24 protein-coding genes and 1 tRNA gene are annotated in these 25854 nt (G+C 58.3%); 14 read left to right on the forward strand and 11 right to left on the reverse strand.

Annotated features, from left to right (window positions below; all coding sequences use genetic code 11):
- Positions 1–11: 11 nt before the first annotated feature.
- The 4 genes from LARV_RS00465 to LARV_RS00480 all read right to left on the reverse strand — a co-directional run bounded on the left by LARV_RS00465 (position 12) and on the right by LARV_RS00480 (position 1850).
- On the reverse strand, positions 12–641 hold the full coding sequence (locus LARV_RS00465) for a ribonuclease HII (RefSeq protein WP_075075050.1): 630 nt from the start codon (positions 639–641) through the stop codon (positions 12–14).
- A gap of 28 nt (positions 642–669) precedes the next feature.
- Positions 670–1413: a dolichyl-phosphate beta-glucosyltransferase gene (locus LARV_RS00470; RefSeq protein ID WP_075071794.1), complete on the reverse strand. Its 744-nt coding sequence runs from the start codon at positions 1411–1413 to the stop codon at positions 670–672.
- A gap of 15 nt (positions 1414–1428) precedes the next feature.
- Positions 1429–1740: a hypothetical protein gene (locus LARV_RS00475; RefSeq protein WP_075071795.1), complete on the reverse strand. Its 312-nt coding sequence runs from the start codon at positions 1738–1740 to the stop codon at positions 1429–1431.
- Between the two features lie 37 nt (positions 1741–1777).
- Positions 1778–1850 (reverse strand) — tRNA-Pro (locus LARV_RS00480).
- Positions 1851–1904: 54 nt separating this feature from the next.
- Here LARV_RS00480 and LARV_RS00485 point away from each other — a divergent pair.
- Entirely contained in the window at positions 1905–2777 is an 873-nt protein-coding gene (locus tag LARV_RS00485; protein WP_083522214.1) for an alpha/beta hydrolase, read from the forward strand.
- A 15-nt stretch (positions 2778–2792) separates the two neighbouring features.
- Here the strand turns inward: LARV_RS00485 and LARV_RS00490 are convergent, their stop codons facing one another.
- The 6 genes from LARV_RS00490 to LARV_RS00520 all read right to left on the reverse strand — a co-directional run bounded on the left by LARV_RS00490 (position 2793) and on the right by LARV_RS00520 (position 9534).
- Positions 2793–3236 (reverse strand): protein tyrosine phosphatase family protein, encoded by a 444-nt coding sequence (locus LARV_RS00490; RefSeq protein ID WP_083522215.1) that lies wholly within the window; start codon positions 3234–3236, stop codon positions 2793–2795.
- Positions 3229–4029, reverse strand: a complete 801-nt coding sequence (locus LARV_RS00495) for a class I SAM-dependent methyltransferase (protein ID WP_075071797.1) — start codon at positions 4027–4029, stop codon at positions 3229–3231. The genes LARV_RS00490 and LARV_RS00495 overlap by 8 nt, the downstream gene beginning before the upstream one ends.
- An 11-nt stretch (positions 4030–4040) precedes the next feature.
- Positions 4041–4574 (reverse strand): NUDIX hydrolase, encoded by a 534-nt coding sequence (locus LARV_RS00500; protein WP_075071798.1) that lies wholly within the window; start codon positions 4572–4574, stop codon positions 4041–4043.
- Positions 4575–4863: 289 nt separating this feature from the next.
- Complete coding sequence (locus LARV_RS00505; protein ID WP_083522216.1) at positions 4864–5499, reverse strand: LysM peptidoglycan-binding domain-containing protein; 636 nt, start codon at positions 5497–5499, stop codon at positions 4864–4866.
- Between the two features lie 454 nt (positions 5500–5953).
- A complete protein-coding gene (locus LARV_RS00515; protein ID WP_075071801.1) occupies positions 5954–7870 on the reverse strand; it encodes a hybrid sensor histidine kinase/response regulator in 1917 nt (638 codons plus the stop codon).
- Positions 7871–7890: 20 nt separating this feature from the next.
- Positions 7891–9534, reverse strand: coding sequence for a hybrid sensor histidine kinase/response regulator (locus LARV_RS00520; RefSeq protein ID WP_075071802.1), 1644 nt, complete (start codon positions 9532–9534; stop codon positions 7891–7893).
- A 144-nt stretch (positions 9535–9678) separates the two neighbouring features.
- Here LARV_RS00520 and LARV_RS00525 point away from each other — a divergent pair, with 144 nt between their 5' ends.
- From LARV_RS00525 to LARV_RS00570, 10 genes are all read left to right on the forward strand, one after another.
- Positions 9679–10620 (forward strand): DnaJ C-terminal domain-containing protein, encoded by a 942-nt coding sequence (locus LARV_RS00525; RefSeq protein ID WP_075071803.1) that lies wholly within the window; start codon positions 9679–9681, stop codon positions 10618–10620.
- A gap of 88 nt (positions 10621–10708) precedes the next feature.
- On the forward strand, positions 10709–11887 hold the full coding sequence (locus LARV_RS00530) for a S1C family serine protease (RefSeq protein ID WP_075071804.1): 1179 nt from the start codon (positions 10709–10711) through the stop codon (positions 11885–11887).
- A gap of 52 nt (positions 11888–11939) precedes the next feature.
- Positions 11940–13040 carry a baeRF10 domain-containing protein gene (locus tag LARV_RS00535; RefSeq protein WP_075071805.1) on the forward strand — a complete coding sequence of 367 codons (1101 nt, stop codon included), beginning with the start codon at positions 11940–11942 and terminating at the stop codon, positions 13038–13040.
- Positions 13041–13237: 197 nt separating this feature from the next.
- Positions 13238–13864, forward strand: coding sequence for a tetratricopeptide repeat protein (locus LARV_RS00540; RefSeq protein WP_075071806.1), 627 nt, complete (start codon positions 13238–13240; stop codon positions 13862–13864).
- 585 nt (positions 13865–14449) lie between these two features.
- Positions 14450–14956, forward strand: a complete 507-nt coding sequence (locus tag LARV_RS00545; RefSeq protein ID WP_075071807.1) for a protein-tyrosine phosphatase family protein — start codon at positions 14450–14452, stop codon at positions 14954–14956.
- Entirely contained in the window at positions 14953–15453 is a 501-nt protein-coding gene (locus tag LARV_RS00550) for a metallophosphoesterase family protein (RefSeq protein ID WP_075071808.1), read from the forward strand. The genes LARV_RS00545 and LARV_RS00550 overlap by 4 nt, the downstream gene beginning before the upstream one ends.
- Before the next feature lie 16 nt (positions 15454–15469).
- A complete protein-coding gene (locus tag LARV_RS00555; protein WP_075071809.1) occupies positions 15470–16039 on the forward strand; it encodes a GNAT family N-acetyltransferase in 570 nt (189 codons plus the stop codon).
- 465 nt (positions 16040–16504) lie between these two features.
- Complete coding sequence (locus LARV_RS00560; protein ID WP_075071810.1) at positions 16505–19312, forward strand: carboxypeptidase-like regulatory domain-containing protein; 2808 nt, start codon at positions 16505–16507, stop codon at positions 19310–19312.
- A gap of 616 nt (positions 19313–19928) precedes the next feature.
- Positions 19929–20585: a hypothetical protein gene (locus LARV_RS00565; RefSeq protein ID WP_075071811.1), complete on the forward strand. Its 657-nt coding sequence runs from the start codon at positions 19929–19931 to the stop codon at positions 20583–20585.
- Positions 20586–20599: 14 nt separating this feature from the next.
- Positions 20600–21466, forward strand: coding sequence for a nucleoside deaminase (locus tag LARV_RS00570; protein ID WP_075071812.1), 867 nt, complete (start codon positions 20600–20602; stop codon positions 21464–21466).
- 36 nt (positions 21467–21502) lie between these two features.
- Here LARV_RS00570 and LARV_RS00575 read toward each other — a convergent pair whose 3' ends face one another.
- Positions 21503–22021 (reverse strand): flavodoxin family protein, encoded by a 519-nt coding sequence (locus tag LARV_RS00575; RefSeq protein ID WP_201785847.1) that lies wholly within the window; start codon positions 22019–22021, stop codon positions 21503–21505.
- A gap of 854 nt (positions 22022–22875) precedes the next feature.
- Between LARV_RS00575 and abc-f the strand changes: the two genes are divergently transcribed.
- From abc-f to LARV_RS00590, 3 genes are all read left to right on the forward strand, one after another.
- Entirely contained in the window at positions 22876–24861 is a 1986-nt protein-coding gene (abc-f, locus tag LARV_RS00580) for a ribosomal protection-like ABC-F family protein (protein ID WP_075071813.1), read from the forward strand.
- Positions 24862–24942: 81 nt separating this feature from the next.
- Positions 24943–25230, forward strand: coding sequence for an Asp-tRNA(Asn)/Glu-tRNA(Gln) amidotransferase subunit GatC (gene gatC / locus LARV_RS00585; protein WP_075071814.1), 288 nt, complete (start codon positions 24943–24945; stop codon positions 25228–25230).
- Between the two features lie 146 nt (positions 25231–25376).
- A partial coding sequence (locus LARV_RS00590) for an amidase (protein ID WP_269084960.1) occupies positions 25377–25854 on the forward strand: 478 nt, incomplete at its 3' end.

A 25854-nucleotide genomic window follows, 5' to 3' on the forward strand; every position in this document is an offset into this window, starting at 1 on the left:
AAAAATCGTTTTCAGGCGCTGATCGAACGGGCTCGCAGCGGCGCAAAACTAAACCGGTGTTGCGGGCAGGGCCCCAGTTCATCCAGAGCGCGCTGGTGGCGCGCAGTGCCGTAGCCTTTGTGAGCGGCAAAGCCGTAACCCGGAAACTGCACATCCATCTGCACCATGAAAGCATCCCGCGAAGTTTTGGCCAGCACCGAAGCGGCCGCGATGCTGAGCGAACGCTGGTCGCCGCGCACCAGGGCGGTTTGCGGAATTTTGAGGGCCGGCAGGCGGACTGCGTCGATCAACAGGTGCTCCGGCGCCAACCCGAGTTGCTCGACGGCGCGCTGCATGGCCAGGCGCGTGGCAGGCAGGATACCCTGCGTGTCGATTTCGTCATTCCCGGCCCAGCCGACGCCCCAGGCGACCGCCACGCCGAGAATCTTTTCGGCCCAGAATGTCCGCTGTCTGGGGGTCATCAGCTTGGAATCACGCACACCCGGAAGCTGCGCCAGCAGTTCCTCGCCGCCTGACGGAAGCACCACTGCCGCCGCGTACACCGGTCCGGCCCAGGCGCCCCGTCCGGCCTCATCCAGCCCGGCCAGGCGGCATAGTCCGGCCTGCCAGAGGGGTGTTTCGAGGCTGAGGTCGGGAGAAATGCGCATGGCGGCGGATGAACCTGCAAAGTCAGCCGCTGTGCGCTGAATGGTTATAGCGTCCGGCGCGGGCATTCGAGCGAATATTCCACAAATCCAGAAACATGCGCAGCGAATCGTGCATCACGCGGATCTTGCTGCCCGGATTGAAATACCAGGGGATGCCCACTTCGACGATCTGATAGCCACGCCGGCGGGCAATGAACAGCACTTCGACGTCGAACGACCAGCCGGTCATGGTTTGCAGCGGAAAGATTTCGTCGGCAATGTCGCCGCGGAAACATTTGAAGCCGCACTGCGAATCCCCCAGACCAGGCAGGGCCAGCAAACGAACGATGGCGTTGAACACCCGGCCGGTCAGGTGACGATACTGCGGTTCGCCGTAGCGCACCGCGCCGGGAGCCTCGCGCGAACCGATGGCGACCTCCGAGCCGGGCAGCGCCGGTGGAATGAAGCGGTTGACTTCGGAAATCGGCATGGAGAGGTCGGCGTCGGCAAAAAAGCGGTACGTTCCACGCGCCGCCAGCATGCCCGTTTTGACGGCCAATCCCTTGCCGCGCTGCTCCACGCTCAGGACGCGCAGGTAAGGGATACGCCGCGCGTACTCCTGCGCGGTCGCCAGCGTGCGGTCGCTGCTGCCGTTTTCTACCACCACGATTTCACCGGGGTAAGTCTGTTGATTAATAAAATCAGCGACCTGCTCAAGCGTTTTGGGCAGTCGCTGCTCTTCGTTATGCGCAGGGATGATAATGGAAAGATAGGGCGAATCGGTCACAAGCGGCTCGCGTTTTTAATACTCCGGAACACCTTTCAGGTGATCTCGCCCGATGGGCGGGTTGTCGGTTGCAAAGACTTCTTTTCCGGCCGGCCCGGTCAGGTGAATCTGGGCGCCGGTTTCGAAGGAACTGCCCATCCAGGGTCTTCGTTGGCCGATGACAAAGACCTTGCGGGCTTTGATCCGCCGCACGAGATCGTCCCGGCCGAGCAACACACAGTCCGAAAAGACAGCGCCGCGCCGCTCGTACAGGCGCACCTGTTCCACACGCCCCTCGGCATTGTAATGCACTGCCTCGATGACTCCGTCGTACTTTTTGGGTGACATGACGTCTTTCCCTGGTTGGCAAATTCTAAAAAAAGAGTCGGGGTGGACGGACTTGAACCGTCGACCCCCGCGTCCCAAACGCGGTGCGCTGCCAACTGCGCTACACCCCGGCGCTTCAAAGTATAATCGGTGCAGGGCATAATCGTCAAGTTTACAAATTCGCCATGCAAAACAATACAAGACTCTCACTTCTATTGTTGATTCTTCTACTGGCAGGCTGCGCTTCCGCCGCGCCAACCGCAGCGTCGTCGCCTTCGGCCACGCCGCTGCAGCCCATTTCCACGCTCCAGCCCAGCCCGACCCCGCAGCCCAGCCTGACCCCAACGCCGGCCGGTTGCACGGAAACCCGGGGGCAGGTGAAAAGCTTTGCGGTGTTCTCCACCGAGATCGGTAAGCCTATGACGGTGCGCGTCTACACACCGCCATGCTACGACCCCTCGGCCGATCCGGGTTATCCGGTGCTCTACCTGCTGCACGGCCAGTCCTTCAACGACGATCAGTGGCAGCGCCTGGGCGTTCCGGAAACCGCCGACCGCCTGATCGCTGCCGGCGAGGTCAGGCCCTTCCTGGTAGTCATGCCGCAGGAATATTATTACCTGGCAGATATCAGCCAATCCGCTTTTGGCCGGGCGGTGGTCAATGAGCTTTTACCCTGGGTGGAGGAGAATTACGCCGTTTGCCGCGAGACCGCCTGCCGGGCCATTGGCGGGCTTTCGCGCGGCGCCAGTTGGGCGGTTCGCCTGGGCTATGAATACTGGCCCACCTTCGGCGCCATCGGCCTGCACAGCCTGCCCTCGTCCAGCAACGGAAGCATCTTTTACAATTGGCTGCCAAAGATTCCCGAAGACCAGCGCCCGCGCCTGTACCTGGATATCGGCGTCAAGGATCCCTACTACGCCTATGCGCTGGAATTCGAGGGCATGCTCAACGACGCGCGCCTAGTGCACGAATGGCACCTCAACCCGGGCACGCATAATGAAGAATACTGGTCGGCGCACGTGGAGGAGTATTTGCGCTGGTACGCGGCCGGATGGTAAATCCGATTCGGGTGCTTAGCCGGCCGCCAGGGCCCGATCGATCAGGGCCTGCCAGGTTTCATCCGGTTCCCACACCGAAAGCATATCCCAGCGGGCATCTTCTTCCGGCTCGCCGCAGCGCAGCACGCGCCACAGATAAACGAAGGCCGAGGCCCGGTAATTTCTGCGGCAGTGGACCAGGACGGACTGTGCGCGATGGGCTTCCATCGCGGCAAAGAATTGCTGCAGATTTGCCTGCGTGGGCGTCTCCCAGACCACCGGGATGTGAATATATTCCAGCCCGCGCACGGAAGCCAGCCCGAAAGCATCCGGCATGCCGTCCGGAGCGCTGGTCGGGAACAAATTGATCACCACCTGATAGCCCTGCGCGGCAATCCAATCCCACTGTTCGAGGGTCGGTTGGCCGCAGCAGCCCAGCCGCGCCGATATGCGCATGTAATTCAACGGTTCGTCAGGCAAGCGGCCTCCGGCAGCGCACCGCCAGAACCGGCGGAATTTCTTTGAAGGCTTCCCAGGAAAAAGGCCGCCGCCCCTCCAATTCGGGTGGGAAAGTGGGCTCCTCAATCCCGTCGATCATCCAGCCGGCGCGGAAGGCGGCCCCAAACAGCACGTTGAGCGGCCGATGGAAGTAGTACTGCGCTTCAGGCTGACCGATGATGCCCAGGCCCAGTGAAGAGAAGGGCGTGATGTACTTTTCGACCTTGATGGTGCTGGTCACCACCAGTTCGCCGTCCCGGTCGGCCTCCTCGATAGCCTTGTAAGCGCCGCTCGAGTTGAAACACGGGTGCGCCACCACGAACACGAACCGCCCGCCCGGCCGCACCAGGCGCGCCAGCGCCCGAAACAGCGGATCGATCTGGGCCATATCCATCAGGGCCATGGTATTGGTCGCGGCGTCGAATTTCCCCTCCCCCAGGCTGAGCAGCGCTTCCTCGCGAGAGGCATCCGCTACGGTATATTCCACCCGTCCGGAATAATCCGCCGAGCGGGCGCGGGCGCGTTCGATGAAAACGGGACTGACGTCGCAAGCGGTCACCTTTGCGCCCAGGTCGGCCAGACGGCGGGCCAGCGCACCGTTGCCGCAGGCCACATCCAGCACCTGCTCGCCGGGCTGTAATTCCAGCAGTTTCTCCACCGCAGGCGAAACCAGGTAGCGGTGAAAGGCATTGCCTTCCTTGAAATAATCGTCCCAGAAAGCAGCGTTGCGATTCCAGATACCGCTCGCCTTCTGGCTGAGATCATCTGAGAACATGAGATCCGCTCCTATTTGCGCGCTTCCAGCAGCCGGGGCTGCGCCAACAGCAGCGCGGCCAGCGTCTTGCTGTCGTGAAGGGTATTCCTGCCGGCCAGCACTTCGCCCGCCGGAATGGCTTCCAGTTCCAGGAACTCATCATCGTCCTGCTTCAACGGATCGGGCTGCAGGCCGGTCGCCAGATAAACATACATGTGCTCGTCGCTGTAACCCGGCGCCAGGTAGAAATCGCCCAGCAGTTCCATTTTGCCGGCCGCGTAGCCGGTTTCTTCGCGAACCTCGCGCTCGGCGCAGGCCAGCGGTTCCTCGCCGGCTTCCATCACCCCGGCCGGAAGCTCCAACAACTCCTCGCCGGCGCCCAGTCGAAACTGGCGCACGAACAGCAGCCGGCCCTTCTCATCCAGCGGCACGATCGTGACCGATGGCATATGGTGGACCAGATCGTAATCGCGGACCCGATCATCGGGCAGGCGCAGGTGCACCACCTGCACGCCAAAGGCCCGCCCCTGATAAACCGTATCGCGTTTGAGTTCTTCGAAGATCATTATTTACTCCAGAAAAGAAAATTGCCACAGAGGTCACAGAGACCTCAGAGGAAGAATAAAGCAAGAGAAAAAAGAGACGAATCGAACCGGCAGGAAAATGATCAAGAATATATTCTAACTTCATTGCCGTATTTTGGGCTCACCTTCTCTTTTTCTTAATCTTCGGATACTTCCTCTTCTGTTTATCTTTCACTTCTCTAAGACCTCTGTGTTCTCTGTGGTTATCTTTAAACCAAACGCGGGAGAATGACTCTCCCGCATTTGGTTCGGCGTCTTATGGATTGTCGGGCTACGGGATTTGAAGGGTCTGCCCCGCGGTCAGCGTGTAGGGATCCTTCAGGCCGTTGGCCAGAATGATCATGTTGGGATCCGCATCCCCGAAGGCGCAGGCGATGGAATAGATGGTATCGCCGGAGGCGACTTTATAAGTGGTCGGATGAGTCTTCAAGGCGCGGTCGCCGAAATCCCACGATCCGCTCTGCGGAATCTTCAAGGTCATGCCGGGATCGAGGAAGGCGTTCGCCGAGAGGCCGTTCAACGCAGCCAGGTCCGCCGGGCTGATGTTAAAGCGGCGCGCCAGGCAGTACTGCGATTCACCCTTCTGGACGACGTAGCTGGAAGGACGCCCCGGAGTGGCCGTCGGGACCACGGCGAAAGTGGCGGTGGGCTGAACTGCCTGGGTGGGTTGCACAGCCGGGGTCGGAGTGGCGGCCGCGGCGCCGGGCTGGCCAACTGCGGCGGCCGTCTGGGTGCCGCTGACGATTTCAGTCAGCATGGCATTCGGCGAGACCAGCGGGAAAGGCAACTCGCCCGTAGCGGTCGCCTTGACTGCAGCCGCTGGTGTGGAAGCCGGCAAAACACAGGCGCTCAAGGCGACGCTCATCAACACTACGACGATAATTAGAGTGAGTAGTTTTTTGTGCATCGGGACGATCTCCTTCAACGAATTTAGGCAGCCTGTCGTTTTCCGGACAGGTGAATTGCGTATATTTTAATTTTTAACATAGTAGCATAACCGATGAGACACGTCAAGCGGGTGAATAAGTCCTGTTTCTGTGCTTTCGTGACCTGCATTTGTCATGCCAGAATGCCCGATCAGGGTCAGAAACCACCTTTTTAGCCTGTTATTGTACTGGCGCTGCAGTGAGCAAGATCATCCGCAAGCGATGACTTTCAACAATGGAAGCCGTTTTGAAATGCCGGTATCATAATGCTTGGAGACGGAATAAAAAAGGACACCTCCTAGATGCTCATCGCTGTCTCCTCCTTTGGCGAAAGTCTCCGCCGGGTTTTTCCTCACCGCCCCCGGCGGAGACTCGCGTTAACCCCAAATTCGGAAAGTCTGAATGGCTTTTCGATTTTGATTTTTAAAGATCGTTTCAGTTTTTCACAACCGGCAGCACGACCGTAAATGTGCTGCCTTCATCCAGGGTGGACTCAACCCAGATGCGTCCCTGGTGATTCTCGACGATGGATTTCACGATCGAAAGCCCCAGGCCGGTGCCAGGGATTTCATTGTTCGAATTACTGGCCCGGTAGAACTTGTCGAAGATGAAGGGCAGGTCCACCTGGGGAATGCCGATGCCGTTGTCGGTGAATTGCAGGATGATCTGTTGGTCGTCCATTTCACCGTTGACGGAAATCACCCCGCCGCGGTGGGTATATTTTCTGGCGTTATCCAGGATGTTTTCGACCATTTGCCGGATTTGCACCGGATTGGCGAACACAGCCGGCAGCGACTCGGGCAACTGCACCTGCAGCGTCTGTCCCTTATCGTCAAGCTGCTTCTTCATGCTCTCGGCCACCAGTTGAATGATCTGCTGGATGAGCACCGTCTCTTTACGCGTGTCGAAACCGGATTCGATCCGGCCCAACTCAACCAGGTCGTCCACCAGGTGAGTGATGTTGTGCACGCTGATCTGCACGCGGTGAATGAAATCGCGCTGCAGTTCGGTGACCGGGCCGGCGCGCTCGATCAGCTCCACATAACCCAGAATAGCCGTCAGGGGCGAGCGCAGGTCGTGCGATACGGTGCTGACGAAATCGCTCTTGATGCTGTCCAGCTTTTTCAGGTTGGTGACGTCGTGCATGGTGATGGCGGCGCCGACTTCGCTGATGGGCGTGATTTGAGCGCTGAAGATTCGCCCGTCCTCGACCGTGATTTCAACCCGGTTGGTCTTGCTCTTTCCATCACTTTCCGCCAGTTCCAGCAAGTCGGGATTGCTGAAGACTTCCCGCAGGGGACGCCCCACCAGGTTCTCATCCCCCAGCCTGAAGGCGCCGTTCACCATCTGGTTGACCAGCACCAGACGCTGGTCGAGATCGAAAACCACGACCCCGTCTTGAATCCGGGTGAGAATCGTGCCCAGTTTGTTGCGTTCGGCTTCCGTACTGGAGAATTGGCTGGCATTGACAATGGCAATGGCGGCAAATTCTGCCAGCGCTGAAAGCAATTTCACATCGTGGTCGCGAAACGGGATTTTCTTCTCGCGGTTGTCAATGCCCAGCACGCCGATAACGCTGTCGTGCACGCGCAACGGAACGTAAACCAGATTTTGCACCAGGTAGGCGGTCTTGATCTTCTGGGGCGTGTTTTCATCCAGCAGAAAAGGCCGGCCGGACTGGATCACCGACCCCGCCAGGGTATCCTGTATGGGCAGGCGGAAGGTGCGCGCGAACTCATCCTGGAAGTTGCGCGAGGCGCGCATATACAATTCGCCGGTGACATCGTCCAACAGAAGCAGGCTGCCTTCGTCTGCGTTCGTCAATTTGACGGCCGCCTCGACCACCGACTGCAGGACGCTGTCGGTATCCAACGAGCCGTTGATGGAACGGGCCAGTCCCGCCAGGGTTTCCATTTCGCCGATCTGCTGCTGCAGGTTGGCCGTGGCCCGGCGAGATTCGAGCAGCACCCATTCCTTGCGCAACTGCTGCTTGGCAAGGCTGGATTGCACTGCTTTGAGGATATCCTCGCTGCGCAGCGGCAGGCACAGCGTATCGCTCAGGCCCAATTGCAGCGCGCGCTTGAGCAGCCCGGGGGTCTCCTGAGAGACGAAGAGCAGGATCGGGACCGCCGGAAACCGGCGCAGCAATCCATCTGCCAGGTCCAGCCCGCTGGTATCCTCGACCTTTTCGCCCAAAATCACCAGCGCCGGTGAGGTCAGCTCGATCGAACGCTTGATGGCGGCAGCGTTTTGCTGAAGGGTGACCTGATACCCGGCGGATTTCAAGACCCGCTCCAGCAGGAAATTAATTTGCTGATCCGTGACAGCCACGAGAATGTGGGAAGGGGTCATGAAAATCGCCTGTACGTAATTTAATGAAGGAGGGGCAGCAGGATGTGGAACAGGGTGGTCTGACCTGGCTTGCGTTCCGCCCAGGTCTTGCCGTTGAATTTCAGGATAACGTCCTTCACCAGCGGCAAGCCGATGGCCGCGGCGAAAAAGCGGCGCGAGCGGCTGGGTTCATTGACAGGAGGCTTGTCGAAGATGCGCGCCAGCATTCCCGTATTCAGGTTGGGCCCGCTGTAGTGGATGCTCAGATGGGCCATGCCCTCCGGAGTGCGTTCGAGCTTGAGACCCACCTGGCTGCCGTTGGTGGAAACGCGCAGCACGTAATTAAGCAAACCGGTGACTGCCTGAAGGAGCAGCGCTCCGTCGGCCTGGATGTCGAACGCCTCGTTGGGCAGGTCGGCTGCCAGGCTGAGGTTGTTGGCCCCGACGAAGGGTTGCATCCGGTTGACGGCCAGGCGGGTAATTTCGGTCAGGTTGGCGGGCGAGCCGCGCAGCCCTTCCGATGGTTGCAAAGATTCGGCCAGCCGGCTGGTATATCCGACCTGCTCCTGGACGGCCGAAAGCGCCTGGCGCTGATCGGGCGTCCAATGGATGGTGATATCCTTGGCGAGAAAATCGAGCGCGCTGCGGGCGATTTCCATCGGCCCGCGCAGCTCCTGGCGCAGAGATAGAAGCAGCGAATTGTTGACCTTCTCACCCAACTGGGCGACCTCGGCCGCGTTTTGCTGCATCCGGGCGCGGTCTTCAACGGTGCGGAACAGGCGCGCATTGACCAGAGAAATGGCGGCGTAATCGGCCAGCGCTTCCAGCAGGTGCTGGTCGCTGGGGGTAAACGGCGTGGGCTGCTTGCGCATCATCACCAGCAGGCCGATGACCTGTTTTTGCACCTTTACCGGCACGATCAGAGCCGATTGGCCGAGTGGGGCAATTTTGAACCGTTTGAGGGGTTCGCCGTGAATGGCGAGCGCCTCACCGGAAAGCGCCACCAGCGAACTGATGCCGTCATCCCAGGGCTGCCCCATCTGCACGGGCAGCGAAGCCGGCAGATTGCGCCCGGCCACCAGCAGATAATTTTTGGAGGCCTCGTCCCGCAGCAGGAACCAGCCCAATTCGGCCTGAGTGACGTGCGTCGCCCCTTCCAGGATCTTTTCGAAAACCTGGGATTGGTCGGTGACCGAGGTAACCGCCTTGCCGACCGAGAAAATGGCGGTCAGTTCGCGCACGCGCTGTTGCAATTCCTGGTTGGTATTGTGCAATTGACGCGAAAGACGCTCGCGCTCGTGGCGGTCGTGAACCTGTTTCAGCACGCGCTCGACGACGTTGATCACTTCCGGCTCGCGCGCCGGCCAGGTCAGGTAATCGGCGGCGCCGAGCCGAAATGTTTGAATGATGTCCGCCTCGTTCCCTTTGGGAGCCAGCAGGATGACCGGGGTGGCCAGGCCTTGCGAGGTCAGCGCCACCAGGAGGTCCTTACCGCTCAAACCCGGCAGGTTCAGTTCGGCAATGATGGCATCCGGCGCAAACTGCATGGCCCGATTGATGGCTGAGGAGGCGTCTGAAACCACCAGATATTGATAGCCGGAGGGTTGCAGAATTTGCCGGCCGATCATATCGCTGATAATCGGATCGTTTTCCACGACGAGAATACGGTCACGAGGGGCAGTCATGTTTGTAATGATAGCACGGAACCGCGGAAGGCTGATAAATGTAAAGGGGTTGTAAATTCATGCGGCGCCGGTTTTTGTTAGAAATGCATAAGAGCTTGACCCTCGCACTTGACTCTGCCCCGTTCCTGAGCATACAATCATCGTATGGAGTATAAGGATTATTACAAGGTACTGGGCGTTGATCGAAAAGCAAACGATGACCAGATCAAACGCGCCTATCGTGATTTAGCAAAAAAATATCACCCCGATCGCAACCCCGGCAATAAAGCCGCTGAGGAGCATTTCAAATCCATTAATGAAGCCTACGAGGTCCTCAAGGACCCCAAGAAACGGCAACGCTACGACCAGTTGGGCGATTCCTATTCGACCTGGCAGCAGGGCGGACAGCAGGGCAACTTCAACTGGGAGGACTGGTTCAGCCAGCCGTCGAACACCGGCGGCCAGCGGGTTAATATGGACGACCTGTTCGGCGGCGCGGGCGGTTTCTCCGACTTCTTCAGCGCCATTTTTGGCGGCATGGGTGGTATGGGCGGGATGGGCGGCGTCAATACCCGCACCCAGACTCGCCGCGCATCTGCGCAGCCGCGGGCTGCCGCGATCGAAGTCCCCGTCAGCATCAGCCTGGCGGAAGCCTATCATGGAGCGAGCCGGACGGTGCAGGTCGGAGACCGGCGCCTGGAAGTGAAGATTCCGGCCGGCGCGCGCACCGGCACGAAGGTGCGTATGAAGGGCGCCGCGGTCTCGCCGCAAGGCGGTCGTCCGCAGGATTTGTATCTGGTTGTGGAGGTGCTTTCCGATCCGCGCTTCGAGCGCAAGGAGGATGACCTGTACACCGATGTTTCCATCGATCTCTACACGGCTGTTCTGGGCGGAACGGCGAAGGTACTCACCCTGTCCGGCGAGGTGCTGCTCACAATTCCCGCAGGCACGCAGCCGGGCCAAACCTTCCGCCTTTCCGAGCGCGGCATGCCGCATTTGACGGCTGCCACGACCTTTGGAGATTTATACGCGCGCATCAAGGTGAATCTGCCGCGCAACCTGACGCAGCGCCAGAAAAGCCTTTTCGAACAACTCCGTCAGAGTTGAGCAAATAACGTCCGGATAAAGCTCACTGCGCGCGAAGCCCTTTCAGGTGAAAGCCCGGTGGTCGGATTTTCTTACCAAGGATGCAACGATGAAAAACAAAATTCCCTGGATCTTACTGGCTATTCTGTTAATTGCAACCACAACCCTGGCCTGCCGGTTGAGCCCGTTTGCAGCTTCGCCGATCACCACACTGCAGCCAACGCCCACGCTGAAGGCCCTACCGGCCCAGGCCACGCCGGCGGCGTCCGCCCCTGGCGAAGCGGTCAGCCTGACCGAACGCGACCAGATTCTGGCCGATCTGTACGACCGGGTCAGCCCGGGCGTCGTTTCCATCCGCATCATCACCCAGGACGGCAGCGGGCAGGGCTCCGGCTTTGTGTATGACCAGGAAGGTCACATCGTCACCAATTATCACGTGGTGGAAGGCGCTCAGGAGTTGGAAGTGGATTTCTCCTCCGGGCAGAAGGTCCACGGCGATATTCTGGCTACAGATCTCGACTCGGACCTGGCCATCATCCAGGTGGATGTGCCGGCCGCCGATTTGACCCCGCTGACGTTGGGCGATTCCGACCAGCTTCATGTCGGCCAGACCGTTGTGGCGATTGGCAATCCGTTCGGGCTGAGCGGCACGATGACCATTGGCATTGTCTCGGCCAAAGGGCGCACCCTGGAATCGCTGCGCGAAGCGGATAACAACGCCTATTTCACCGCCGGCGATATCATCCAAACGGACGCGGCCATCAATCCGGGCAATTCCGGCGGACCGCTGCTCAACCTGGCCGGCGAAGTGATCGGTCTCAACCGCGCCATTCGCACTGAAAGCTCCACCGACACCGGCGAACCGGTCAACACCGGCATCGGTTTCGCCATTTCTTCCAAAATCATGTCGCGGGTGGTGCCGGTGCTCATCAAAGATGGTAAGTACGAATATCCTTACCTGGGTATTACCAGCCAGGACGAACTTTCGCTCTTCCTGGCGGAAGAGTTGAAACTGCCGCAGACCTCCGGCGCTTACGTAACCTCGGTGCGAACCGACAGCCCGGCGGATAAGGCCGGCATCCGCGGCGGAAGCGTCGAAACCACCATCCCCGACCTGCTGTCGGGCGGCGACCTGATCATTGCAGTGGACGGGCAGCCGGTTCAGGTGTTTGGCGATCTGCTGAGCTACCTGATGACCAGCAAGAGCCCGGGCGATTCGATTGTGCTGACGATTCTGCGAGATGGTGAACAAAAGGAGGTAACCGTTATTCTCGGTAAACGCCCATAAGCGGGCGGATGGCAAGTTGATTATTCATCACCTATCAATAAAGGAGGGTGCCATGTTGTCAGAAACGAACCTGCGGGAGTTACTGGATTTCTCTGCAACCACCCCGGTTCTCAGCGTGTACCTGAATACCGAGCCCAGCGAGGGCAACGCCGATGCCTATCGGCTGCGCCTGCGCAGTATGCTCAAGGATGTCAACCTCCCGGAAGATGTAGAAGCCATCGAGAAGTATTTTCAACACGAATACAATTGGACCGGGAAAGGCGTCGCGGTCTTTTCCTGCGCCGCGCAGGGTTTCTTCCGCGCCTATTCCCTCGCATTAGCGGTGCAAAATCTGGTTCTGGTCGGCAACCGCCCCAGCGTTCGCCCTCTGGTCGATTTGTTCGATAATTACGGCGGGTACGGGGTTGCTCTGGTCGACAAACAGGGCGCGCGGCTGTTCTTCTTCCACCTGGGCGAATTGCGCGAACAGAACGGCATGGTGGGCGAAGAAGTGCGCAAGGTCAAGCACGGCAGCGCCTCCACCGTAACCGGTCAGCGCGGCGGCATGGCCGGAAAAACCACCTCGACGGACGCGCTGGTCGACCGCAATATCAAGGATACGGTCGATTTCGCGGTCAAGTTCTTCGAGGACAATCACGTCCGGCGCGTCCTGATTGGCGGCACGGACGATAACGCGGCTTCATTTCGCTCGCACCTGCCCAAAGCCTGGCAGAGCCTGGTGATGGGAGCTTTTGCCATGTCCATGACCGCCACCCAGACCGAAGTTCTGGCCAAGGCCCTGCAAATCGGCCGCGATACCGAGGCGCAGCGCGAAGCTCAATTGATCGACAACATGATCACCTCGGCCGCCAAACAAAGCGGCGCCGTGGTGGGCCTGGTTGCCACCCTGGACGCGGTGAACAACAGCCGCGTGCAGCGCCTGGTGCTTTCCAAAGGTTTCGCCCCATCCGGCTACCACTGCCCATCCTGCGGCGCGCTGGTGGCGAAAGCGGCTCCGGCCTGCCCGCAGTGCGGCGCGAGCCTGGCGCCCGCATTGGATATTATCGACCTGGCCGTGAGCGCCGTGCTGCGCAGCGGCGGGGACGTGGAAGTGATCCACGACAACGCGGAATTGGATCAAAGCGGAAAAATCGGCGCGCTGCTGCGCTATTGAACGAATCAACTTCGACAAGGTCCGGCCTGAGGCCGGACCTTTTGTTTTCCCATCCTTACACTTTCGTAAGGTTTCCCCATCCCCCGGCGGTTGGCTTCTTTTTTGCAATTCTCTATAATAGGTTTAGTTTATGTGGGGATCATTCACAACGTTTATCATTCATTCGACTTTTTCTTTTTTCAACCCGAGGGAATTGTATGGATATCAACGCGACATTCAGTCAGGCCCGTGAGCTGGCCCGCCAGGGCGACCGCCAGGCCGCCCGCCAACTGCTGGAGGCGATTCTTCAGCAGGAGCCGAAAAACGAAGAAGTACTGCTGTGGTACGCCCTGCTGGCGCCCACCAAAGCCGAAGTCATCGATGGGTTGCAATTGGTGCTTGAAATCAACCCCAACAATGTCCAGGCGCAGCAAAGATTGGCCAAATTACAGGCCGGCAGCGGTGTGCCAGCCTCCACGCCCAGCAACAGCAGCCCCTTTGCGTACGAAGCCGCCAGGAGCGAAGAGCCCCCCGCCACAGGCGCGTCCACTTTCACGGCCGATGCCGCCGCGCCGGCCGCGCCTGCCTACACGCCGGCGGTTTCCGCCGTCCCCTCCACCCCGCTCGACGCCTCCGCAGCCAGCCCCGCGCTGATCAAGCGCCTCGACACGCTCATCGCGTTCCAGGAGCACATGGACCGGCAGATCAACAAGATCAACCGCGTGGCCCAGTTCTTCTTCTGGCTGGCGATCGTCTCGCTCGTCCTCAGCCTGATTTCGGTCTGCCTGGCCATCGCCGGCGTGCTGCCGCTGCTGAATTCAGCCAATACCTTGATCGGCGGTTAGCGATTAGCGGTTAGCGGTTAGCCGTTGGCGGTTGGCGGTTGGCGGTTAGCCGTGGCCCGTCAGCGATACGCTTGATTCACGCCGGTCTCCGACCGGCGTTTTGCGTTCATCCTTACCCTCGATCGAGCCGGTCTCCGACCGCGCTCTGAGTCGCTCATCTTGGTATCCTGTAAATCCTGTCCATCCTGTTCGATTTCTTTCCCCGCCGTCTTGGAACGTCGGGTTTGCGGGGGAGCAAGGGTTCCATCCCGGCCGTTACCAGTCACCCCCTCCAACCCGACCTACGCGGCGACACATTCAGCATTCTCTTCCTCTTCACCGCTTGATCTTTCAACCAATCATCCTGTAAATCCTGCCCATCCTGTTTGATTTCTTCCCCCGCCGGCCCGGAACGTCGGGTTTGCGGGGGAACAGGGGTTCCATCCCGGCCGTTACCGTTCACCCCCTCCAACCCGACCTACGCTTGGATTTCAATCAGCAATCAGCAATCAGAAATCAGCAATTCATCATTCAGCATTCATCATTCAGCATTCTCTTCACTCCTCACCCTTCACCTCTTCCCCCCATTTTCTGTATAATCTACCTATGCCTTCATCCATTCCCAATTCCTACTGGGTTCTTCCCGGACGGCTGCTGGCGGGGCCCTGCCCCGGCACCGACGAGCACCTGGCCGCGCTGGCCGCGGCCGGGGTCACCTGCATCCTCAACCTGCAATTTCCGGATGAGGTCAACCACGCCGGCGAACCCTTCCGCGATTACACTGTTCCTTACCAGGCGCGGATGGACGGGCGCGATGCCCTCTTCCTGCGCTTCCCGGTGCCGGATTATTCCATCCCGACCCGCGCCGGCATGACCGCCATTCTGAACGCGCTGGACGCGGCCCTGGCCGAAGGCCGCACGGTCTATGTGCACTGCTGGGGCGGAAAGGGCCGCACCGGCAGCGTGGTCGGCTGCTGGCTGGCGCGGCACGGACTGGCGCAGGGACCGGCCGCGCTCGAGAAGGTTCGGACGCTGCGCAGTGGACTGCAGGGCAACTCGCCCGAGAGCCCCGTCCAATTCGATCTGGTGCGATCCTGGCAGGCCGGCGAATGAGCAAAATCGGCGTTCTGTCCGATACCCATAACAACGTCAAAAACCTGCGCGCCGCCCTGGAGATCTTCGAACGCGCCGGCGCGCGCACCCTGATCCACTGCGGCGATGTGACCACGCTCGAGACGCTCGAGTGGCTGGTCGAGTATCGCGTCATCTGCGTCTTCGGCAACGCCGACGCCGCCTCCGGCGAGCTGCGCGATATGCTGTTGCGCTACAATCCCGAAAACTACGCCGGCCTGAGCTTCACCGGCACGCTCGACGGCGCGTCCATCGCCGCGGCCCACGGCCACCTGCCGGGCGCGGTGGATGAGCTGGCCCGCTCGGGCGCGTACGATTACGTCTTCTGCGGCCATTCGCACCACCGGCGCGACGAGCGCATCGGCCGGGCGCGCGTGATCAACCCCGGCGCGCTGGGCGGAATGCACCGCGAGGAGCGCTCGTGCTGCCTGGTCGACCTGCAAGCTGGCGCGGTCGAGTTCGTCCTGCTGCCGGAATAATCCCGCGGAGGTTAAGATGGTCCCAACGGAATACGCCATTCAGCCCCTCACCCCTGAGCGCTGGGAGGATTTCACGACCCTGTTCGGCTCGCACGGCGCGGTCGGCGGCTGCTGGTGCATGTACTTCCGGCGCGATGGCGCCTGGAAGGATCGAAACGGCGATCAGAACCGCGAGCAGATGCACGGTCTGGTGCAGGGCGGCACGGTCACCGGGCTGCTGGCCTATGCCGGAGAGCAGCCGGTCGGCTGGGTGTCGCTCGCCCCGCGCAGCGACTACGCCGCGCTGGCCCGCTCGCGCGTGCTGGCGCCGGTGGACGAACAGCCGGTCTGGTCGATCGTGTGCTTCTTCATCGCCCGCAAATGGCGCCGCAAAGGCGTCATGCGCGCCCTGCTGCGGGGCGCCGTCGATTACGCCGCTGCCCACGGCGCGCAGATCGTCGAAGCCTATCCGATGGATCACGAGGGCAAGGTGGACGACCTGAGCAGTTACATGGGACTGCTCAAGCCCTTCCTGGCAGAGGGATTCGTCGAGGTTGCCAGACGGTCCGAGAATCATCCGGTGGTGAGGAAGAACGTGAAGGAATGAGGGATGGGTTCTGAGTGATGAGGTGCCAGCGCCGCCGGCGACCCCACCCAGAGCGAGCAGGATTTTCCGAAGTACGCAAAACTGTTTGGAAGACCGGTCGAGGTGGTGCGACTGAGCAAGGTCGGGCATGCCGCCGCGCTGGTCGATCCGGAGGGATTCGTAGAGATTCTGGTGAAAGAGATAAAGTGATCTGTTCGCCCTCCACGCGCAGTATGTTGGTCATTATTTTTCGTTCTTTCCATTCCATCTGTCCCATCTGCAAGAGCGGGTTGCCTGGAAATACTGTAAATTGCTCTCCGGAATTGGGGAGCGATTTAACATTGTACTGGTATTGGCGAGGTCTATAATGAACGCATTGGGGGGATACGCAAATATTTACCAATCGTCGAAAATCTCTGTGAAAGTATCAATACCAGGATGTTCGCTAGAATTTCTTAATTTCCGCCACCCGGGTAGGAGTATTCCATGAATTTACGCAAAATTGTTGTGATCCTGATGGTCACGTTCAGTTTTCTTGCGACCAGCACAAACGAGGCCGTTACTGCTGCCACCTGGTTGGTCAGCTATAATTCCACGGTCACTCAGATCAAAGTGCTTGCTGTTTACAACAACAGGCTGTATGCCGGCGGTCATATCGGGCAGACGGACGGACACTTATATACTTACGACGGCAGCGCTTGGACGGACCTGAATTTTGCCGCCGCAATTGGCAAAAATGTAAACATGATCGATTCGATGCAGGTATTCAACAGTCGCCTGTATATCGGTACGCGTATTCAGGATGGGACCAGTAATTACGCTACTGTCTATTATTACGATGGTTCCACATTCACTGAAGATTTCTCCGCGCCTGGTGCTTCCAATCAGTCAGGGATTGAGGCTATGACGGTCCATGATGGGGCTCTTTATGCGGCCGTCGGCATCTCGAATGGGGCGGTCTACCAACGGATGGGCGACGGCTATTGGAGTATGCTTGGCGCGGCTTTCACTGGTAATGATGCGCCCCGCTCGCTTGCTTCTTTCCAGGGAAGTTTATACGCAGGATCGGGCTATGTGAACGCGAAAGTCTGGCGATGGAACGGCAACGCCTGGGAATTGAATGCCAACCTGACAACTCTGCTTGGGATCAATCAAAACGCGGTTTGGAGTCTCGTGGTCGATGATGGGCACCTGTATGCTGGAACCGCCGGCGCAATGGTTACCAATATCCTCCCCGTTTATGATGGTTCAACGTGGAGCGCAAGCCTATCCTCGATAACCGGAAATATCCGTTTGGCGACGATCAACGGCCATGTGTGGGCGTGCAGCGGAAACGGCCATTACTATATGAATGATGGCAGCGCCTGGCAGGATTATGGGACGGTAACCTTTTCCTATGATTTTGCGGAGTACCAGGGGAATATTTACACTGCGGGGGGAGATGGGAAAGTCTATAGCATGGGATCACCGGATGGATATACCATTCGTGGAAAGATAGTTGATCCGAATGGCAATGCGATTCCCAATGTACAATTATCAGATGGGGCAGGTCATACGGCTGTCACAGATAGTTCAGGGAATTATATGTTAGGGCATTTGCCAGGTGGAATCTATACGATTACACCCAATCTGGCCGGTTATGGCTTTTATCCACAGTCCATTGCATATACTCTGAATGCAAATAAGGAAAATCAAAACTACTCAGGAACGATTACAATCAATGTAGATATCTCGCTTTATTCGAATCCAACAACACCAGAAGAGCGGGTTCCATATGAAAACATCATAAACTACTTTGCCAACGGTGTTTATGAATCCTCGAATGGTGCTCGAAAAATTGGCATCGTAACATTTCACACAGCAAATTCATTCTCAGGTCAAGCAGATATTAATTGGATCAATAATTGCCATCCCTCCTCAAACATATCTGGTTTTGGAACGGGTGGCCTGGTTGTGAATATGTGTGATAATTTTGGCTCATATAATTACTTGAGCGACGACACCCATCAACGAGGTGGGGGGTATACATTGGCTCATGAATGGGGGCATTACTACTTCTCACTTTATGATGAATATCTGGGGGATGTATCGAATAACAAGATTTATAGTTGGCCACATTCCACTGATCATCCTGTTGCGAATTCCATCATGAATAGCCAATGGAATGCAGTTAATGGTGATAATAATTGGCTCAATTTTTCGATTGATAAGAATTTCAATATAGAAACTGCTCAATATAGAATGTATGGCGCATCTGGCTGGGATACACTTGCGCGTCCTGTCGCTGCCGATCCCCGGGATGGAGCACGTGTATCTTACCCTATTCGTCTATATTATCCAGATTTATCCGGGTATTGGCCGGGTAATAATTTAGATGCAAGAATTGATTTACCTGGAACCGCTCGAAGCGCATTAAAAATTTTTTGGGAAACGGCATCCGGCGACCTTGCGGCTCAATTGGATGGGTCCCCCTACACAGCTCAACTGTCCTCGATCATGGGGGAGGATATATCCTACCCATATCCGATTCTTTTACTTGCGTTTGTCCAGAGGGAATTGCCATTGACGAACTCAGGTGTTCAGGCGAGTGTGCTTCTACCGAATGGAACCACAGAAGCAATTACCTTTACAGATGACGGATTGGCACCGGACGCTTTACAAGGTGATGGTTTGTATTCAGCCATTCTTGGTTATGAAGCCGATGGAATTTATACAATTCAAGTAAATTTCGATAATAATGCAAACACCGCGGCATTTGTATCGACTGCGTTCCAGCCTTCACTGGGTCCTGATGGACAACCTGTTCCTCTTTCAGAACCAATCCTTGCGGGTGAGAATTATTCGGTCTCAAAAACCATACAGGTAACTGTGAGCGGCGTTATAGTTGACGACCATCCGAATAGTATCAATCAAGCAGAGGTAATTTCGGCTGATAACCTTTCGATTCCTGGCAGAATCGATTTCGCAGGTGATAAAGACGTTTTCCAATTCACTACGCTGGGAAACGGAATCACCTACGTGCGGGTGACAGATTTGGCGCTTGGAATGCATCCTCATCTGCGAATTTTTGGATCTGATGGGATTACTGTATTATTTGAAACGGATTTCGATCCTATTTATCGTAAATATTCCTATATTGCATTAACTGGCGTATCCCCGGAAACGCTACTTTATGCGGAAGTCACACACGCATCTGGTACTTCTTCGGGTGGCTTGTATGAAATTGGGGTTGGACCAAGGTTGGCGAGTGATACGCATCAGAATTTCTTGTATGTGCCATTAATTGAGCGTTGAAATCAATCCCATTTCATTGCTCGATCTCCATTGGATATAAGCCCTGGTAACCAGTGTTAATGGTCGAATTTTCTCAATGCAAATTCAACCCAAGAAAGGTTGCCTGCGATGGATTAATTGACCCTAATCTTTCTTTCTACAATGATCCCTCTGATCATCTTGTCTGGATACAGTCAAGATTTCCAACGCGATCGTTCCGCTTACGACCACACTGATGAGGACTGTCCCTCTGCCAACCATCACCCTATTCCCCACACATACGCTCACTATCCCGCTTAGAACAACCTATCAGAAGATTAAGATGAATTGAAAAAGAGATGCGAACAGAAAAAACGTAGTTCACCAAAACTTAAGCTATTCATGAAAGCATCTCCATGAAGAATCACAGCACAAAACGAGAAGTGTAAATTTTCAAACGATTTCATCGAAACTTGGGAGCGCGGAAATTATTCAGGCGCCGACCTCGCAGGTTGAAGTAAGAATCAATATCAAAAAGGTTTCAATTACATCGCACAAACCAGTTGTAAAACTGTGCTTTTTTGGTATTTTAATTATAAATACTATTCCATTTTGAAAACAACACACATTCTACTCTCCACCAGAAATCAGGTGCCGCATGGGACTCTTCGCCGACAAACTCCTCCTCAAGCTGACCGCTGCCAGCCTGCCGGACGGCGAACTGCAGCTCCACATCGAGAAATCCGAAACCAGACCCCCGCATCTCCTCCCCTTCAGCGGCATTTCGCTCGTCGCCGGCCAGTTGACCGTTCTGACCGAGCGCCATCCGAAATCGCTGTGCAAACGCCTGCTCCATTTCATCGAATTCACCGGCGCGCCGCTGGAACCCACCACGCTGATCTCCGGCTTCGACCTCGAGCTTTATGAAGGCGGCGCCGGAATTTATAATAAATTCAACCCGGTCCGCAATCCGGGCCGCTCGTTGATCAACGACGATCTCCTGCAGACGGAAATCGAGCAAACCCTGCTGAACTACGCCATCGCGCTCCTCAACCAGGCGGAGGGCCGCGAAAAATCCGCCTTCCGCTTCTATCTATTGATGATGATCCGTTCCTACCAGATGGAGATCATCCCCGTCATTCGCCAGACCAACCTCTACGATGCCCGCCAGCGCAGGAAACTGGATAATACCACCGTCTTCCTGGCGACCTTGATCTTCCGCAACTGGAATGAGCCCGAACATCTGGCAACCGAGCACGCCAGATTCCTGGAAAATCTATCCCTGGCCAAAGCGTTCGACGCTTATTTGATGTAGGATCCGAGGACCGCATGGACATGCTGCAAACCGCAATGCGACACGCCATCTCCGAAGCCCGGACCAGCCTGCGTGAAGGCAATCACGGCTTTGGCGCAGTCATCCTGCGCGATGGGCAGATCATCGCTCAGGCGCACGACCGCGAGGAGACCGATCAGGACCCCACCTCGCACGCCGAGACCAATGCCATCCGGCTGGCCGCCGCAACCCACGGCAAGCACTTGGACGGCTGCATCCTGGTCGCGACCCACGAACCCTGTCCGATGTGTTCGGCGGCGACCCTCTGGTCAGGCATCACCGAGGTGGCATACGGCTATTCGATCGCCCGGGCCATTGCCCAGGGGCACACGCGCATCGATCTGCCCGTCGGAGAGCTCTTCGCCCGGGGCGGGAAAACGCTCACCCTGCACCCGGACGTGCTGGCCGAGGAATGCGCGGTGCTCTACCACCCGCTGGTGCGCAGCGAGATCAAGCGCCTGCGCAACGTCAGCGAGGCGGATCTGGCGGCCTATAACCAGGATTCGATCGAGCGCCGCCTGGCCTGGTTCGCCGAGAACCGGCATAAGCTTGATTTTCTCAACGGCGACCCGCTGGAGAGCGCCTATGAGCTGATTCTGCGGCGCCTCGGCCTGACACCCAGCGAAGCGCCCATCGTCGAAAAAGATCATCACCGGCTGGTATTCCACTCGCTGAATTTCTGCCCGACCCTGGAAGCCTGCCAGATTCTGGGGCTGGATACGCGCTCCATTTGCAAACGCTACAACGAAAACTCGATGAATGCCCTGATCCGGCAAATCGACCCGCGCCTGCGCTTCGCCCGCAATTATGAAAAGCTGCGCCCGTACGCGGCGTACTGCGAAGAAATGATCCTCCTCGAATAAACCAACAGCCAATTGCTAATCACTAACAGCTAATGGCTAATCGCTAACCGCTATCTTCTCCCCCCACTTCTCCGCCCGCTCGATCTCCCCGTCCCACAGCGGGCCTTCGGAACCGTGCACGAAGAATCCCTCCGGCTTGAGCGCCAACGTCCCGCCCGCCGCGGCCAGCTTCCGGCCGATCGGCTCGGCGGCGTAGCCGAAGATCCGCTCCATGAAGGTCAGGAAGGCGTTGTTGACCTCTTTCACGTCCATGCGCGTGTCGAAGGCGGCCACTTTTATGCCCTGTAGGGCGCCGGCCGGCAGCGTTTTCAACAGCGCCTTGGTGCCGTCGGACGGCTGAAAGCCGCGCGTGGGCGAGCCGATTACGACAAGGTCGAACCCTTTGAACTGCTCGGGCCGCGCATCCGCGACGCGCAGCACGGTCACCTCGAAGTGCGCAGCCAATCCGCCCGCAATCGCCTGGGCGATCTTTTCGGTGTTGCCGAAAAAAGATTCGTACACGACAAGTGCTTTCATGGTATCTCTCACTTTTTCATCATCGAAGGATGAAATCATGGTAAGAGAAAATCCTGCCGGATTCAATGGCAATTTGGACAGTATTTTCGGATGCCGCCAGAGGACGTAGACTCAAGCCGCTCCTTACGCCAACCGACAGGGACGTGGACTCACCCTCTTCGAGGGCTTAGGCCACCCTGACAGACGGCATGGGCCGGAATGGCTGCGCCAAGCTGCGTCCGTGACCGCGGCATACCTACGGCGTTGAGCTCAACCCTGGGGACGTGGGCTCAAGCCCACTCTATCCCTTCGAGGGCTCCGCCCACCGCACCCACCCACGGCGTAAGGGCGTCAGCGGGAAATTCGAACGGCATCGGCCCGGCTGCGCCAAGCTGCGCCCGTGACCGCAGCGTACCCACAGCGCTGAGCTCAACCCTGGGGACGTGGGCTCAAGCCCACTCTATCCCTTCGAGGGCTCCGCCCACCGCACCCAACCACGGCGTAAGGGCGTCAGCGGGGAATTCGAACGGCATCGGCCCGGCTGCGCCAAGCTGCGCCCGTGACCGCAGCATACCCACAGCGCTGAGCTCAACCCTGGGGACGTGGGCTCAAGCCCACACTACCACTAGCCTTTTGGCCAGTCTTTCGTTCGCCGGGCTTGACGTGAATTTGCACCTCATGATAGACTAAGCGCATGAACACATCAGCAGTCGTCTACCATTTGGTCGCCAGGACAGGCGGCGAAGGCATCGCCTTCTCGGAGTGCGCCTGCTGACTGAATAGTTACACGCAGTATTAATCAGCCGCGGCGCCTCAACGACCCGCGGCTGTTTTATTTTAACTTTGTCGTATTTTGCCGCGGTTTCAACCGCGGCCGTTTGTTTTAATGGATAATTAGCAAGGAGTTTCGCATCATGTCAATCCTCACCGCAGAAAATCTCAGCCTGTCCTTCGGCGCCTTCGATTTGTTCGGCGGCATCTCGCTCAACATCGCCCGCGACAGCAAAATCGGCCTGATCGGGCCGAATGGCATCGGCAAGACTTCGCTGCTGCTGCTGCTGGCCGGCATCCACACCCCCACCACCGGCCAGGTGCACATGGCGCGCGGCACGCGCCTGGGCTACCTGCGCCAGGAGGCCGTGGAGGCCTTTGCCGCGCGCGAGAATACCGTTCACGCCGAAATGCTGACCGCCTTCAGCGACCTGATCGGCCAGCAGGAGCGCCTGCACGCCCTTGAAGCGCAGATGGCCACCGATTTCAGCGACGAATTGCTGGAGCAGTACGGCAAACTGCAGGCGGCCTTCGAGCAGGCCGGCGGTTATGAATTCGAACTGACCATCCAGCAAACGCTGCAGGGCCTGGGGCTGGGCAAGGAAACCTGGGATGAACCCCTCAACCATCTTTCCGGCGGGCAGAAGACGCGCGCCCTGCTGGCCAAATTACTGCTCGAAAAGCCCGACCTGCTCATGCTGGACGAGCCCACCAACCACCTCGACCTGGAAGCCGTGGAGTGGCTGGAACGAACCCTGCGCGAGTGGGAAGGCGCCGTGTTGATCGTCAGCCACGACCGCTACTTCCTTGATAACGTGGTCAACACCCTGTGGGAGATGACTCCCACCGGTCTGGAACTTTACCCGGGTAACTATTCCTCCTACCTGCTGCAAAGGCAGGACCGCTGGGATTATTACGAACGTGTGTATAAGGAAGAAAAAGAGCGCCTCCTGAACGAAGTCGATTTCATCCAGCGCAACTGGGTGCGCGACAGCACCCACGCCCGCGCGCTGGGCCGCCTGCGCATCCTGACCCGCGAGCTGGCCATCGTCGATCATTTCGGCGTGCTGGCGCTGCGCAACGGCAAGCAGTGGAACGAGTTCGATCTGCATGCCGACCGCCCGCTGGACGTGATCGAAGCCGTGCGCAAGGTCAACGCCATCACATTGCCCAACTCGCGCCCGCCTCACATCAAACCCCGTCTGGCGGCCGCCAGCGTCACCGGCACCATCGTCATGCGCGCCAAACGGTTGACGGTCGGTTACTCGACCCGCCGGCTGTTCAGCACTTCCGACCTGGAGTTGCACCGCGGCGAGTGCGCCGCCCTGATCGGTCCCAACGGCAGCGGCAAGACTTCGTTCATCAAGACCATGCTGGCCGAGATCGAACCCCTGGAAGGCGAAATCGAACTCGGGCCCAGCGTCCGGGTGGGTTACTTCGCCCAGGCGCACGACGGGCTGAACGCCGAGCGCAGCGTGCTGGACGAGCTGCAACTGCGCAAGGAAATGGACGCCGAGGCGGCCCGCCGGCACCTGGCCGCTTATCTCTTCCGCGGCGAGGACGTCTTCAAGCAGGTCAGCAACCTCTCGGGCGGTGAACGCGCCCGCTTGGCGCTGGCGTTGCTGGCGCTGCAGGGCGCTAACTTCCTGGTGCTGGACGAACCCACCAACCATCTGGATATCCCGGCCCGCGAGGCGCTGCAGGAAGTCCTGGAGGATTACACGGGCACCATCCTGCTGGTGTCGCACGACCGCTATCTGATTGAGCGTCTGGCGACGCAGATCTGGGAGCTGCGCGATGACACCCTAAAGGTGTTCAGGGGCGGCTACCGCGAGTTCATTCTGCGCCAGTCAGCCAGTTCGCCGGTCAACAAGCAAACCGTGCTGGCAGTAAACAGGCCGCTCTTCAAGGTCGACAGCCGCGAGGCGCGCAAACGCGCCGAAGCCCTGGAACGGCTCGAGACGCGCATCCACGAGCAGGAACAGGCCCTCAAGAAACTGTACGTGGAACTGGAACGCGCCAGCCAGAAACGTGCCTACAACCAGGCCAGCGAGCTCGGCCAGCGCACCGTCGAGGTGCAGGCCACGCTGGACGGTTTGATGGCCGAATGGGAAAAACTGGCCTCGTAACAACCGGAAAACCACAGGTATCGATCCTGTGGTTTTCTTGCGTATTTCCCAAACCACTGGTGAAGTGGTTATAATACGCACATGACCCTGACACTTGCCGAAGTCGAACATATCGCCCAACTGGCGCGCCTGGAATTGAGCGCGGAGGAAAAAGAGCGCTACTGCCAGCAGCTCTCGGCCATTCTGGATTACGCCCGCCGCCTGCAGGAGCTGGATACCGAGGGCATTCCGCCCACGGCCAGCGTCCTGCCGCCGCGCAGCGTACTGCGTCCGGACGAAACCGCCCCCAGCCTGCCGCTGGAGGAACTCCTGCGCAATGCGCCCCAGACCCAGGACGATCAATTCCGTGTGCCGCCGGTGATGGAATAGAGTTGATGAGTTGATGTGTCAATGAGTTCTGAGGAAATAAAACACTGGGTTATACTGTAATCCTTTCCCATTCATAAAAACTCATTTCTTATCACTCATCACTCATAACTCATCACTCAGAACCCATCACTAGAAGTTATTACCCTATGTCCCTTTCCTCCCTTTCCGTCCCTGAAATCTTATCCGGACTCGAGCGCGGCGAATTCTCGAGCCGCGAGATCACCCAGGCCTGCCTGGATCAGATCGAGCGCCTCGAACCGGACCTGCACGCCTTCATCACCCGCACGCCCGAGTTGGCGCTGCAGATGGCAGATGAAGCCGACCGCAAACGCGCCGCAGCCCGCCAATCCGGGCAACCCACCCCGCCCCTCCTGGGCCTGCCGCTGGCTGTCAAGGATATTCTGGCGCTGAAAGGCGTCCGCTGCACCTGCGGCTCGAAAGTGCTCGAAAATTTCGTCCCGCCCTACACCGCCACCGCCGTGCAGCGTCTGCTGGACGCGGGCGTGGTGGTGTTGGGCAAGACCAACACGGATGAGTTCGCCATGGGCTCGTCCACCGAGAATTCGGCCTACGGTCCCACCCGCAACCCCTGGGATCTGGCGCGCGTGCCCGGCGGTTCGAGCC

Origin of the sequence: Longilinea arvoryzae (assembly GCF_001050235.1) — a bacterium.
Classification (GTDB): domain Bacteria; phylum Chloroflexota; class Anaerolineae; order Anaerolineales; family Anaerolineaceae; genus Longilinea; species Longilinea arvoryzae.

Bases quoted from the DNA above. Each gene is read 5' to 3' on its own strand.
- LARV_RS00550 (WP_075071808.1), top strand. From the start codon at position 14,953: ATGAGCAAAATCGGCGTTCTGTCCGATACCCATAACAACGTCAAAAAC.
- LARV_RS00485 (WP_083522214.1), top strand. From the start codon at position 1,905: ATGCAAAACAATACAAGACTCTCACTTCTATTGTTGATTCTTCTACTG.
- LARV_RS00570 (WP_075071812.1), top strand. From the start codon at position 20,600: ATGGACATGCTGCAAACCGCAATGCGACACGCCATCTCCGAAGCCCGG.
- LARV_RS00575 (WP_201785847.1), bottom strand. From the start codon at position 22,021: ATGATTTCATCCTTCGATGATGAAAAAGTGAGAGATACCATGAAAGCA.
- LARV_RS00545 (WP_075071807.1), top strand. From the start codon at position 14,450: ATGCCTTCATCCATTCCCAATTCCTACTGGGTTCTTCCCGGACGGCTG.
- LARV_RS00495 (WP_075071797.1), bottom strand. From the start codon at position 4,029: ATGTTCTCAGATGATCTCAGCCAGAAGGCGAGCGGTATCTGGAATCGC.
- LARV_RS00555 (WP_075071809.1), top strand. From the start codon at position 15,470: ATGGTCCCAACGGAATACGCCATTCAGCCCCTCACCCCTGAGCGCTGG.
- LARV_RS00540 (WP_075071806.1), top strand. From the start codon at position 13,238: ATGGATATCAACGCGACATTCAGTCAGGCCCGTGAGCTGGCCCGCCAG.
- LARV_RS00565 (WP_075071811.1), top strand. From the start codon at position 19,929: ATGGGACTCTTCGCCGACAAACTCCTCCTCAAGCTGACCGCTGCCAGC.
- LARV_RS00530 (WP_075071804.1), top strand. From the start codon at position 10,709: ATGAAAAACAAAATTCCCTGGATCTTACTGGCTATTCTGTTAATTGCA.
- LARV_RS00500 (WP_075071798.1), bottom strand. From the start codon at position 4,574: ATGATCTTCGAAGAACTCAAACGCGATACGGTTTATCAGGGGCGGGCC.
- LARV_RS00475 (WP_075071795.1), bottom strand. From the start codon at position 1,740: ATGTCACCCAAAAAGTACGACGGAGTCATCGAGGCAGTGCATTACAAT.
- LARV_RS00520 (WP_075071802.1), bottom strand. From the start codon at position 9,534: ATGACTGCCCCTCGTGACCGTATTCTCGTCGTGGAAAACGATCCGATT.
- gatC (WP_075071814.1), top strand. From the start codon at position 24,943: ATGACCCTGACACTTGCCGAAGTCGAACATATCGCCCAACTGGCGCGC.
- LARV_RS00515 (WP_075071801.1), bottom strand. From the start codon at position 7,870: ATGACCCCTTCCCACATTCTCGTGGCTGTCACGGATCAGCAAATTAAT.
- LARV_RS00505 (WP_083522216.1), bottom strand. From the start codon at position 5,499: ATGCACAAAAAACTACTCACTCTAATTATCGTCGTAGTGTTGATGAGC.
- LARV_RS00525 (WP_075071803.1), top strand. From the start codon at position 9,679: ATGGAGTATAAGGATTATTACAAGGTACTGGGCGTTGATCGAAAAGCA.
- LARV_RS00535 (WP_075071805.1), top strand. From the start codon at position 11,940: ATGTTGTCAGAAACGAACCTGCGGGAGTTACTGGATTTCTCTGCAACC.
- LARV_RS00560 (WP_075071810.1), top strand. From the start codon at position 16,505: ATGAATTTACGCAAAATTGTTGTGATCCTGATGGTCACGTTCAGTTTT.
- abc-f (WP_075071813.1), top strand. From the start codon at position 22,876: ATGTCAATCCTCACCGCAGAAAATCTCAGCCTGTCCTTCGGCGCCTTC.